The sequence below is a fragment of the Rhodopirellula europaea 6C genome (assembly GCF_000338295.1).
GTDB classification, from domain to species: Bacteria; Planctomycetota; Planctomycetia; order Pirellulales; family Pirellulaceae; genus Rhodopirellula; species Rhodopirellula europaea.
The window spans coordinates 1-11,434 of record NZ_ANMO01000236.1; the positions used below are offsets into that span (position 1 = coordinate 1).

Annotated in this window: 12 protein-coding genes; 5 read left to right on the forward strand and 7 right to left on the reverse strand. The window is 56.1% G+C overall.

The features are described 5' to 3' along the window. Positions 1–262 (forward strand): DUF202 domain-containing protein (locus tag RE6C_RS25170; RefSeq protein ID WP_039963397.1); only part of this gene is annotated, 262 nt, incomplete at its 5' end. A 6-nt stretch (positions 263–268) separates the two neighbouring features. On the opposite strand, the gene RE6C_RS25175 is transcribed toward RE6C_RS25170, so the two are convergent. Continuing rightward, positions 269–901 (reverse strand): zinc ribbon domain-containing protein, encoded by a 633-nt coding sequence (locus RE6C_RS25175; RefSeq protein ID WP_039963399.1) that lies wholly within the window; start codon positions 899–901, stop codon positions 269–271. 170 nt (positions 902–1,071) lie between these two features. On the opposite strand from RE6C_RS25175, the gene RE6C_RS25180 reads away from it, so the two are divergent. The 3 genes from RE6C_RS25180 (at position 1,072) to csrA (ending at position 4,393) form a co-directional block, all read left to right on the forward strand. After that, a complete protein-coding gene (locus RE6C_RS25180; RefSeq protein ID WP_008661180.1) occupies positions 1,072–3,027 on the forward strand; it encodes a flagellin N-terminal helical domain-containing protein in 1,956 nt (651 codons plus the stop codon). Positions 3,028–3,234: 207 nt separating this feature from the next. After that, positions 3,235–3,699 carry a flagellar assembly protein FliW gene (gene fliW, locus RE6C_RS25185; RefSeq protein ID WP_037250468.1) on the forward strand — a complete coding sequence of 155 codons (465 nt, stop codon included), beginning with the start codon at positions 3,235–3,237 and terminating at the stop codon, positions 3,697–3,699. Positions 3,700–4,168: 469 nt separating this feature from the next. Beyond that, positions 4,169–4,393: a carbon storage regulator CsrA gene (csrA, locus tag RE6C_RS25190; RefSeq protein WP_007325270.1), complete on the forward strand. Its 225-nt coding sequence runs from the start codon at positions 4,169–4,171 to the stop codon at positions 4,391–4,393. 56 nt (positions 4,394–4,449) lie between these two features. Here csrA and RE6C_RS25195 read toward each other — a convergent pair whose 3' ends face one another. The 6 genes from RE6C_RS25195 to RE6C_RS33130 are packed head-to-tail and all read right to left on the reverse strand — an operon-like array spanning position 4,450 to position 10,490. After that, positions 4,450–4,956 carry a molybdopterin synthase catalytic subunit gene (locus RE6C_RS25195; protein ID WP_008661183.1) on the reverse strand — a complete coding sequence of 169 codons (507 nt, stop codon included), beginning with the start codon at positions 4,954–4,956 and terminating at the stop codon, positions 4,450–4,452. Positions 4,957–4,958: 2 nt separating this feature from the next. After that, the gene (locus RE6C_RS25200) at positions 4,959–5,219 is read right to left on the reverse strand and encodes a MoaD/ThiS family protein (protein WP_008661184.1); all 261 of its coding nucleotides are present in this window, start codon (positions 5,217–5,219) and stop codon (positions 4,959–4,961) included. Next, the gene (locus tag RE6C_RS25205) at positions 5,216–8,449 is read right to left on the reverse strand and encodes an FAD-binding and (Fe-S)-binding domain-containing protein (RefSeq protein WP_008661186.1); all 3,234 of its coding nucleotides are present in this window, start codon (positions 8,447–8,449) and stop codon (positions 5,216–5,218) included. Before RE6C_RS25205 ends, RE6C_RS25200 begins: the two co-directional genes overlap by 4 nt. A 46-nt stretch (positions 8,450–8,495) precedes the next feature. Beyond that, on the reverse strand, positions 8,496–9,140 hold the full coding sequence (locus RE6C_RS25210; protein ID WP_008661187.1) for a DUF2238 domain-containing protein: 645 nt from the start codon (positions 9,138–9,140) through the stop codon (positions 8,496–8,498). Positions 9,141–9,142: 2 nt separating this feature from the next. Further along, positions 9,143–10,003: a hypothetical protein gene (locus RE6C_RS33125; protein WP_008661188.1), complete on the reverse strand. Its 861-nt coding sequence runs from the start codon at positions 10,001–10,003 to the stop codon at positions 9,143–9,145. After that, positions 9,990–10,490 (reverse strand): TlpA disulfide reductase family protein, encoded by a 501-nt coding sequence (locus tag RE6C_RS33130; protein ID WP_008661189.1) that lies wholly within the window; start codon positions 10,488–10,490, stop codon positions 9,990–9,992. Before RE6C_RS33130 ends, RE6C_RS33125 begins: the two co-directional genes overlap by 14 nt. A gap of 100 nt (positions 10,491–10,590) precedes the next feature. Here RE6C_RS33130 and RE6C_RS25220 point away from each other — a divergent pair, with 100 nt between their 5' ends. After that, entirely contained in the window at positions 10,591–11,418 is an 828-nt protein-coding gene (locus RE6C_RS25220) for an inositol monophosphatase family protein (protein WP_008661192.1), read from the forward strand. The last annotated feature ends 16 nt before the right edge of the window (positions 11,419–11,434 follow it).

Genomic DNA, 11,434 nt, shown 5'->3' on the forward strand with positions numbered 1-11,434 from the left:
GACTGGCGATCAGCTCGCCCGCAAACGAAACGACTTGGCGGTGATCCGGACGGATCTTGCCAACGAGCGGACGTTGCTAGCGTATCTGCGAACGTCATTGATGATGGTGGGAACCGGGGGAACTCTAATCAAGTTCTTTGGCGAGTCTCGCGAATTATTGATTGCCGGTTATGGCGCGATCGGTATCGGCGCGGTCGTGCTGTTGGCAGGGTTCGTTCGTTTTTTCCAAACAATGCGTCGTGTGCGATCGGATTGCCAGTGATCGCGGTCAAACGCCCGCGAACATTAGCGAGTCTTCGATGACCGTTTCGAACTCGGTTTCGGTCAGCTCAAGTAAATCCTTGAGCCGACCGAGCTGTCGGATTTTGGCATCGGAGACTTCTTCTTCGCATGACGAGGCCGCCAAGAACATCGCCTGTAAAGCCAGAAAACGCTGTTGCATGTTCCAGCGTTTGGAAACCGTCATGACGTAGTTTTGGGTTTCGATGCCAGAGTGCATCGCGACCGAGCTCAGCCGCCCCAGTTCTTCACGCGAAATTGGATTTTCCAGGATCACTCGGCTGATGCGAAGCAAGGACTGGATCTCGGCCTCGGAGATTTCTTCATCTTCCAGCGTCATCAAAACGCAGGACCGAATCGCTTCGTTGCGAAACTGATTTTCGCGAACTTGTTCGTGCGTGCGTTGGTCGATGTGCAGAACGCTGAGATCCCAAGGCGATTTGCAGTTGTCACACTGAATGAACGGTTCGGGGGCACTGATTGGAATGACCGGGATGAAATACAGCGTCAAAAACGTGCGTTTGGAACGCTGACGGTAACCCTGGATGGATTCGCAGGTGGGACAGTAGAACTCCCCCCGATCCAGGGTCCGAGTCAACTGCATAGTGCTGATGAAAATCATGTTCTTTCTCGGTCCGTTGTCATCGATGCCGGCTCTTTGGCACTCCCGGCGACAATCGCGAATGGATTGATCTACAGTCGAGATGTCGATCGTGCCGATTACAACGATACCGAAAATACTTTCCTCGTGCTTTCGGACGGTGTTTTCGAACCATATCGCATCGTTGAAACATGTCACTACTTCCCGTCGCAACCAATCGTACGAGCACGCCGCTGCAGAACCAGCGGTTGATGTTCCAGCTCAACAGCGACCAATTGGCGATCCAACGTCAGTACGACCAGCTTAGCACTGGTCGTCGCGTGTTGAGTATCAGCGATGATCCGGCAGCGGCATCGCGAGCGATTGGACTGCAGCGAGGAGTTTCACGCACCGATCAGTTGGTTCGCAACGCGAGTGCCGCCGAGGCATTTTACCAATCCGCGGACGTGACGCTCAGCAAAGTCGACACCGCCATCATCGAAGCGCGTGGTGTCGCCGTTGAGGCTGCGCAAAGCGTTTTGTCGGACGATCAACGCGAAGCGTTGGCGATGTCGATTCGCCAGCAAATGGAACAAATTGTGAGTGCCGGGAACGGCATGTTCACCGACCACCAACTGCTCGGGGGCGTTCTGCAAACCGAGTCGGCGTTGGAACACATTAGCGGCACCGTTCGTTTCAATGGCAACCAGGCGATTGGCCAAACGAAACTTGGCGACGGTGCTCGCACTGAATTCACCGTCACGGCCGCGTCCGCGATTGGACTCGGGGAACCCTTTATCGAAGGGAGCTCATTGGGGGCGGCTCTCAACGCGGAGACGCGTTTGATTGACATGAAACAGGGCGAAGGCGTGCAGGCCGGCGTGTTGACCGTTTCGGACGGCGACAATTTCGTGGAACTCGATCTTCGTCAGGCAGCGACCATTGGCGACGTCGCCGACATTATGCGTTCGGCGGATTTGGACGGTCGATCGTTGTCGGTGACATTAGGCGCGGATTCGATCACGGTTCAGTACGCGGACGGTTTGCCGGGAACTCTGGCAATCAAAGACGCCCCCGGCAGTCGTCTGGCATCGGATTTGTTGATCTCCAACCCCGAAGGTTTTCGCGCTCCGCCATTGGTGGGTGACCGACTTTCACCTCAAGTGACCGCGGGGACTCCATTGGCAGACCTCAACAACGGCGCGGGCCTGGATTTGTCCGACGGATTGGTCATCGATCGTGGAACAGAACGTTTCAACATCGATTTTTCGGATGCTGAAACGATTGGCGACGTCGTCATCGCAATCAACCGAAGCGATGCCGAAGTCAGAGCGGTGCTGAACGAAACGCAAGGCAGGATCGAGCTGCACGCGCTGCGTTCGGGAGTTGATTACAGCATTGGCGAGAACGGTGGGACGGCGGCGTCGGAGTTGGGCATTCGGACCGCAACCGAAGACACTTTGATCAGCGATTTGGCTCGCGGACGAGGATTGAACTTCAATCCTGCCGGTCCGGATTTGGTGATTACTCGACCGGATGGTGTCGAGTTGGAGCTGGAGCTGGAAGATGTTGCGACGGTGGGCGACGTCATCAATTTGGTTCGCAATCATCCAGACAATCAAGATACACTTCGCGTTCAAATCACGTTGAATGACGTTGGGAACGGTTTGCGACTGACGGCGCCTCCGGGGGCCGATCCGATTCGAGTCACCCAACCGGGGTTGAGTGATGCGGGAACCTATTTGGGATGGATCCCCGAGGATGCCACGGCCGCCGAAGGCGAATTGGACGGGAGTTTTGCTGTCCTAAACGGTCGTGATTATCAGCCTCGTGATGCCGGCGGCGCGATCGACACGCTATTGCGGCTCGAGCAAGCAGTTCGCGACGGCGATATCTCGGAGATCGGCCGCCTTCAGGCTCGCTTAGACGTAGATCTCGACGACAGCACGCGAACGAGGGGCCGGGTTGGGGTTTGGCATTCGGCTCTTCAGGACTCACGCACCGCGGTGGAGAACGAAAACGTTCTGCTGCAATCGCAATTGTCTGACGCAATGGACGCCGATTTGGCGGTCGTGATCAGCGAACTGCAGGCTCGTCAGGTCGCGTTGGAAGCTTCCATGCGATTCGTTGGGCAAACGTCGGGCATCACCGTTCTGAACTACCTGTAGGCGACTGGCTCCGTAGGAGAGCGGTCGGGGCGTTGATGTCAGGAAATTCCGGTTGTGACGGATGGAGCGAATTTCCGCTTTTTTTCGATTGTTCAGTGAACTGGCATCGTCAGGTGGTCGATGAAACTATCGACGGAGAACCCGATGGAACCGTTTGGGACAGGACCGGTCCCGGATACCAAAAAATTCGACGAGTGGAATCAAGTCATGCGGATCGACAGTCATCGCTTCGGCACGTTGGAACTCAACGCCGATCAGTTGTTTTTGTTCCCGCAGGGTTTGATCGGAATGGAATCGCTTCATCAGTGGGCGCTCATTCCCGATCCTGACAATGCATCAGTTGCGTGGCTGCAAAGTGCCGCCCGTGGTGATCGGGCATTGGCCGTGATCAGCCCGCGGGCGTTCTTCCCTGATTACCGCGTTCACATTGGTCGCCGTGATTTGTCGAGCTTGCACCTGACGTCCGGCTCGGAAGTCTATGTGATGACCACCGTCGCCGGACATGTCGGGAAACTGACGACCAACCTGCGTGCTCCTTTGATGTTGAACTTGGATCGCCGCTTGGGTTGCCAGGTCATCACAAACGACGATCGTCCTATGCGACAGGCATTGCCGACCGTGGCGGCTGAATCAGCCAAGCCACTGCCGACGTCGCAGGTTCGAGCCGCCTGAGCCGACTCGACGCATCACAATATAAACGCGAATGGCGAGCACTCACTGTGCTCGCCATTTTTCGTTGTCATGCAGTACAGCGATGACCAAGCGGCAAATGAGTCCGCCCGGGTCGCCCAGGCCGTCTGGAGAGCTCGGAGAACGCGTGAAGTGAACCTGCACCAGTGAATCCGTGTCCGGATCCGGTGTTGGGGACCGGTGGGCGTTGCAAACGGGGTACCAAGTCGAATCGGCACGACCGGCACGTGCCGACCTTCTGACCGATGCGTGAACTATTCCATGCGGTGGGTCGATGAGTGGTGTACGCGAGGCGAAACAACGGGTGTTGTTTCATCAGGTGAACCTCGTCCGAAACTTTGCGATGGAATGCAACAACTCTCGGCAATGGACTGCCGCCGTGAACACATTGAAATTCCTGACGAATTGATTCGAAAGCTCTCCCACTCCGACAACTTAAGCCGAGGACACCATGCTCGTCCTTTCCCGACACCGCGACGAAAGCATCATGATTGGTGACGATGTGGTCGTAACCATCGTTGATATCCGAGGCGACAAAGTGCGTCTGGGGATTGAAGCTCCACAAGCGATTCCAGTGCACCGCCAGGAAGTTTACGACGCGATTCAGCGAGAAAATCGCCGCGCGTCGCAAACAGGTGCAGGAGCCACGAAAGACGTTCGTCCACCTCGCGACTGAACGCCATCAGAAGCGATGTTTCCCGAAGATGCCCGGTTGGGTGTTTTCTAGGAACATCAATGAGTCGTTGGATCGTCCGTCGTGGGTGACGGATGGATCCATTGGCGGTCGCCTGATTCAAATCGTTCCTGTTTCCAAATCGGAACGTCTTTTTTCAAGCGATCCATGATGGTGGCAACCGCATCGAGCGAGGCGACTCGGTGAGAACTGCTGCATCCAACGATCACGCTGGCTTGTCCAATCGGGACAACGCCCAGGCGGTGCAAAATCACGACCCGGTGCAAGGTGAATTCCTGCACGGCGTTGTGAGCAAGCTCTTTGAGTTGCTTGACCGCCATTTCGCGATGGGCCGTGTACGAAAGTTCTTTCGTGACGGTCACGCGATCGCCCTGAACCGTTTTGCGGCGAGTCACTCCATGGAACCAAAGCATCGCACCCGCGTCGGGGTGTGCTAGCCAAGGTTCTTCGGAGGACGTCGCGGCAATCATGGGTTCCAACGGTTCGTCCGTCAAACAGACGTGAACAGAATCGAAATCTTCGTCGGTGGTGGATTGGGCAGGCACGATCAACCGCCACTGACCGGCGGAATCAAAGCGACTTCCGCACCTGACGGAATCACGTGATCGGCCGACACATATCGCTGATCGATGGCCAAGCGTGATCTTCGAGCCAATGGGGCCAAAGCCGCATGCTGGTCGGCGAGCTGTTTCATCAACTCGCTGGCAGTGATGTGATCGTGCGATCGGACGATCACGCGATCTGCGCCGTCGGCGGCCTCGCTGGCACCGGCGAACAGCAACACTTCGATCGTTCGCGGCTCGTTCATAATTGGACGCTGCCTGGGGTTGAAGTTTTGCCCCGCAAGTTCAACGCTGGCAATCGACCATAGGAATGCGCCAACAGCTTCAGCGGGTGAATGGCTTCGTAATCACCGCCGTGCTCCATTTGCAATTTGCACGCACTGCATTCGGTCGTCGGAGCGCTGGTGGTGGCTTTGCGAACGGTCGAGACCATCGGCCATCCAATCCGCAAACTGTTCCGGTAGTTCTTCCGCTGCAGCCCCCACGTCCCCGCCATTCCGCTGCAACCTTTCGCGACAACGTCCACTTCCAGTTCCGGAATCAAACGCATCAAGTTGGCTGCCGCGGTGTCACTGTGCAGAACCCGACTGTGGCACGGTTGGTGATACAACATTCGATGTCGAACGGGTTCGAACTCCAACGTCAGACGCTTTTCTTGGTGCAATGACCATAGGTAGTGGCAAGCTTCGAAACTGTGTTCGGCGACCAGGTGAGCGTCTTCTGTGTCGAGCAGGTTTGGGTATTCGTGTTTCAAACACAAGGCAGCAGCCGGTTCGGTTGCCAGGACCGTGTAACCTTGCCTGACCGCATCGGCCAACAAGCGAACGTTACGCTTGGCGACTCTGCGTGCGCCCTTCAGGTCGCCCGCGGTGATGCGTCCCATTCCGCTCAAACTTTGTCCAGTCGGAACATAGAACCCAATGCGATTGTGCTGAAGGATTTCGGCCAAAGCACGACCAATTTCCGGATCGTGATAATTCGCGAAATGGTCGACGAAGTAGACGACTTTCAATCCGCCGGCCGGGGAGGCTCGGTGCCATCGTCGCCGTACCGCGTATCGGACAAACGATTCACTGGCCAACAACGGAATTTCACGAGAAGCGGACAAGCCGAGGGCTCGTTCGGCAAACCATCGAAGCGATCGTCGTCGAAGCATCCAATTCGAAAGCCAAGCAACACGTGATCCGAGTGCGGCCAACATGTCGATTCGGCCGATCAACCAATCCGACAAAGTCAAACCGTTGGTGGCGACGTACTGAGCTTTGATTTCGCCGACGACTTTGGGAATGTTGACCGAAGCGGGGCACTCCACGCGACACGAGTGACAATTGAAACACAGGTCGGCGACAGCTTTGGCTCTTTCTCCAGTGAGTTCCGAAACAGGCAGTTGTCCGCTTAGGACTCCTCTCAACAAGTTGGCCTTCGCCCGCGGAGATGCTTCTTCGACGGAAGTGATGCGGAACATCGGACACTGCCGTTCATCCGACGCGTCGGCGCGGCAGCGAGCACATCCGTTGCAGGCACGCGTGGTCGTCGTGATTGGGGCTCCGCCCGGCCAATGTTGCAACACTTCCAACTGAGGCGCTGGTTGGTGCGGCATCATGGAAGCGACCCATTTGGTCGGCTGTTGATCGTCCGACGATTGGTGTTCCGACGAAGCCGCATTCTGAGCTGGCTCCGTTTTGGGCTCATCTGGTGCGATCCCTTTTGCCGCCTTGGCGGGCTGAGAAGCGTCGGGCTCGCTGGTTGTGTTTTCCGTTGTCATCGGCAGCGACGACGGGATCACGCTGCGACCGGAAGCGACGATCTCGATCGTTTGATCCAGCGGTCTCAGATTCTCATCCGGCTTTTGCAGCACGGCACCAAATAGCTTGCCGGGATTGAAACGGTGATAAGGGTCGAACAATCGTTTGACTTGCCCCATCGCTTGCCAAAGTTCGCCCGATTGTTTTGGCATCAAGTAAGAACGGCTGAGCCCGGCGGCGTGTTCCACCCCGATTTGGCCGCCGCGGTCCCACACGACGCTGGCAATTTCTTCGCTGAGTGGACGGATCTTTCGACGGTCGTCTTCCTTCTGCAAATCCAGCATTGGACGAACATGCAATTGACCGTGACCGGCGTGGGCAAAAATGGTCGCGGTGGTTTGATGTCGCTTGAGAACGTTCTGAACGGCGACCACCATTTCGGGCAATTGGTCAGGCGGCGAATGAATGTCTTCGACAAACGGCAAAGGCATCTGCGTGCCACGCACTCGATATTGCCGCGGAATCACTCGTCGAAACAACGTCCAATAAAGATCGCGAATTTCATCCCGAATGGTGTCTTCGGATTGGAACGCGGCATCGTGACCGCTGGAAATCGATTGTCGCAAAATCGCGAGTCGATCATAAAGGTCCCCAAGTGATTCCCCTTGGATCTCAACGAGCATCGCTGCTTCAGCTTCGCGAGGCACCAAGTCCGCAAAACGCTTTTCGCCTTCTCGTGCGATTTGAAGGAGGCGGCGGTCCATCACATCGCAGGCAATTGGGCCGTGCTCGAGCGCCGACACGGCGGCACGCGTTGCCGAATCGAGTCGGTGGAAGAAGAACAACACCACGCCGCGGTGCGCCGGGATCGCTTCGGTGCGAACCGTGGCATCCACCATCAGACCCAAGGTGCCTTGAGAGCCACTGAAGAATTTCGCCAGGTCGACTCTGTTGTTGGAATCGTAAAGATCGTCGAGTCGATATCCACCGCTGGCGGGCGATGCGAATGCTGTTGAGTCGATGTGGTAGTTGAATCGGTTGCGGATCTCGACCAAACCACGGGAGACTCGATTGACGAATCCCGCTTCACCGGATCGATCCAGCAGTGACGCGTTTGGGTCTCGAATCGGATCATGAATCCCACCCTCGGTCAGCGTTTCATCGTCGCTCGCCGGAACCGGGGTGTGCTGCGAAAGTTCAACCAACCGTCCATCCGCGGCGATCATCCGCAATGACAAAACGGTGTCGCGAGCGGAGCCGCTGCGCAGGTAGTGACTGCCCGAGGCATTGGTTGCGATTACGCCGCCCATCGTGGTGATCGATCGCGTGGCAGGATCAGGACCGAACCATCGCCGATGCCCTTTGAGGAATCGATTGACGCTCGACAGCGTCGCACCACTTTGAACGGTCACCTGCATCCCATCGTCCGACGGAGAGATCCGCTTCATGTGAGCGGACATGTCGACGACGATTCCGGGACCGACCGATTCTCCGGAGACGCCGCTACCGCTGCCGCGTGGATGAATCGGCAAGTCGTTTTCGCAAGCGTACTGAACCGTTGCGGAGACGTCGGCGACCGAGCGGGGACGCACGACAGCAAGCGGCCGAATTTGGTAGATGCTGGCGTCGGATGCGTACAGTTGCGTCGACACTGCGTCGCACAATACGTCGCCGGATACCAATCCGCGGAGGTCGTCGTGAAGTCGCTGGCTGTCAATGTCTCGTTGCATTGTCCCATTACGACGCCCCGCGACCGGTTCCGTCAAGATGACAGATTCAGTCGCGGCGCATTTCCGACCAGATCCAGTGGATTCCGATGGCCGCCAGTCCACCGATTCCGGCTAGGCATAGATCCTTTTGAGCGTCCCAAAGGTCGCCCTGTTGGCCGTTGTAGGCCTCCGCTTGATCAGGCGAGAACAGCATCGCGATCTGCCATTCCAAGACTTCGTAGGCGGCTCCCACGGCCATCACAACGCACAGCGACAAAAACCAACCCCAGCGTTTGGGCAGTGAAACTTTGGGATGCGATGCATCCCAGGTTTGCTTCAGCCAATCAAATGCAACCGGGACGCCAAAGCATCCCGACGCAAAATGGACCAGCCGATCATAGTGGTTGCGTTGCCAATCGAATTGCTTCGAAAGAGAAGACCCGGTCAGAGATTCCCACCAAGCGTCATAGGGCACGTTGGAATAGATCCAGCGGGCACCGATGATGTGCAGGGCGATGAACGAGATCGCACAACTGAACGCGATTGGCGACAATCGGGCGTTGCCGGTCGACCACAGCAAACCCAAAAGCATCAACACCGTCGGAGTGTGCTGCAGCCACTGCTCTGCTGGATAGAGCGCATTGCGAAGCGACAAAACCATCAGCAGGAAGGTTGTAAGCAGAACGATCTTCTGGCGGTCAAACAATGACACGCTCAGTCTTCATTGGTCTCTTCATCCGCCGCGTTCAATTCGTCGTCAGCGTCAGAAGCTTCGCCGGTCAGTTCTCGCAGGTACGCTTTGAGGTTGTCTTTCTCGCCATCTGGCGCTGTTTCGATTGCGCGACGTTGCCACTCGATTGCGGCGTCTTTGTCTTTCGCCAATGCTTTCAAATGAGCAACCGTGTCATAAGCCGGCCACAACGCTTCGTCTGACTCGTTTTCTTCCGAAGCCAAGGCGGACTCCAGAGCATTCGTCGTGGTCATCAGAATCTCGTCGCTGTTGTCCCATCCTGACTCGATGGCTTCGTAGACTTCCCATGCCCAGCGATTGATGGCGACAACATCGTCCGGATTGGATTCGATCTTCTCTTCGATCAATTCCAATGCGATCTCGTTTTGTTGGGTTGCAAGTGCCGTTGGGAACCAAATCGACTTGAGTGCCGTTTCGTACCGGGTGCCTTGAAACAGGTCAGCGTGTTCTTGCAGCAGTCGCAACGTGGTTTCGTGATGTTTCGTGCGATACGCCAGAAGGATTTCACGCAGCGCCAGATCAACTTTTTGCTTGCGTTCGAATTCCTCTTTGGCCGGGCCTCGATCCCATTCGTCGTTGACCACCGCTTCCAAAGGTTCGTCCATCGACATTGGGTGTCCAATCCATTCCACGTATCCGTCTTTGCCGACGATGAACGCGGTGGGGATGCCGTTCTGAGCGGCGGCCCTCATGTAGTCTTCGTAGACCGATTCGTCCGGATCGGTGGTCAGGCTGTAAGCCGAGGTCAATTCGCCGAAGGTGATCGGTTTGGCTTCTTCTTTCACTTCTTCGTCAGTCGACGCTTCTTCATCAGACTTCGTCACCTACTTCTTTGGGTTCTGGAAGGCCGAGGATCTTCGGACTGACTGGGCGTTCAAGAAAACTGGTGACGGTTTCTAAAGCTTCATTGCTGATGCTCACCACACGAACACCTTCGTCTTCGTATTTGTTTTGCAATTCGGCCAGGTGAGGCATGCTGTAGAGGCACGGTCCGCACCAAGTCGCCCAAAATTCAACCACGTAGACCTTGCCTGGTTCGAATTTTGACATTGGCGAAGGCGAGTCACCAACCCAGTGTTCAATGTCGAGGGAAGGAGCCAACGAACCAATGGAAAGCACTTTTGCTTTCTCTTCTTCAGCGGGTTCGGCGTCGGGGGCCGCCGTTTCGTCTGCTTCCGGACTGGTCTTTGCGGCAGTGATTTTCTTGGCCTCGACGGACGGTGATGTCGTCCGATCGTCCCCCTTGGCAATCCCACCGGTACCAATCACAAAACAGCAAACAAACACACGAGCGGTCGAAAAGATTTTCACGACGAACTTCCTCGTTGGGCAAATCGAATGGAGAGTCATGGGATGACTCCTTCACGATAACAAACTGCCGCCTTCCTCATTCGCTCAAAGATTCGAAAAAATGCCCGATAACAATCTGAGGCGGTCTGATCTACTCGAAACCGCGGTCAAAGCTGCTAGGACCGGCGGCGAAATTTTGCGTCGTTACTTCGAGAATGGCGTGACCATGCGGGACAAATCCACCGATGGTGGTAAAACCTACGACCTGGTCAGCGACGCTGATTTGGAAAGTGAACAGGCGGTTGCTGCGATCATCCGAGAGTCCTTCCCCGATCATGAATTGTTGGGCGAAGAAGATCTCAAAGGCGGCGATGCCAATGCCAAACATTTGTGGGTGATCGACCCGCTCGATGGCACCAACAACTTTGCACATCACTTACCGCACTTCGCGGTTTCGATCGCGTATTACGAATCAGGCGTTCCAATCGTCGGTGCGGTCTACAACCCAATTCGCGAAGATTTGTTTACCGCGGTTCATGGGCAAGGTGCCTTTGAAAATGGAAACCAAGTTCGCGTGAGCGAATCAAGTTCGCTCAATCAGTCCATGATCGGTTGCGGTTTCTATTACGACCGTGGCGACATGATGCGAGCCACATTGGGGGCGATCGCAGAATGCTTCGAAAATGATATTCACGGTATCCGACGGTTCGGCACCGCGTCACTGGATCTATGCCAAGTTGGCTGTGGCGGGTTCGATGCATTCTTCGAATACAAACTGTCGCCGTGGGACTTTGCCGCTGGTGCACTCTTCATCACCGAAGCCGGTGGAAAGATCACCACCGCAACCGGCGACACGCTGCCATTGGAAACAACCAGCGTGTTGGCCAGCAACGGAAAAATTCACGCAGCGGTGCAAGACATTACCACTCGACATGCGTTGCCAAAGTGACTTGGTCTGGTCGGCG

Bases quoted from the DNA above. Each gene is read 5' to 3' on its own strand.
- RE6C_RS25175 (WP_039963399.1), bottom strand. From the start codon at position 901: ATGATTTTCATCAGCACTATGCAGTTGACTCGGACCCTGGATCGGGGG.
- RE6C_RS25180 (WP_008661180.1), top strand. From the start codon at position 1,072: ATGTCACTACTTCCCGTCGCAACCAATCGTACGAGCACGCCGCTGCAG.
- fliW (WP_037250468.1), top strand. From the start codon at position 3,235: ATGCGGATCGACAGTCATCGCTTCGGCACGTTGGAACTCAACGCCGAT.
- csrA (WP_007325270.1), top strand. From the start codon at position 4,169: ATGCTCGTCCTTTCCCGACACCGCGACGAAAGCATCATGATTGGTGAC.
- RE6C_RS25200 (WP_008661184.1), bottom strand. From the start codon at position 5,219: ATGAACGAGCCGCGAACGATCGAAGTGTTGCTGTTCGCCGGTGCCAGC.
- RE6C_RS25205 (WP_008661186.1), bottom strand. From the start codon at position 8,449: ATGCAACGAGACATTGACAGCCAGCGACTTCACGACGACCTCCGCGGA.
- RE6C_RS25220 (WP_008661192.1), top strand. From the start codon at position 10,591: ATGCCCGATAACAATCTGAGGCGGTCTGATCTACTCGAAACCGCGGTC.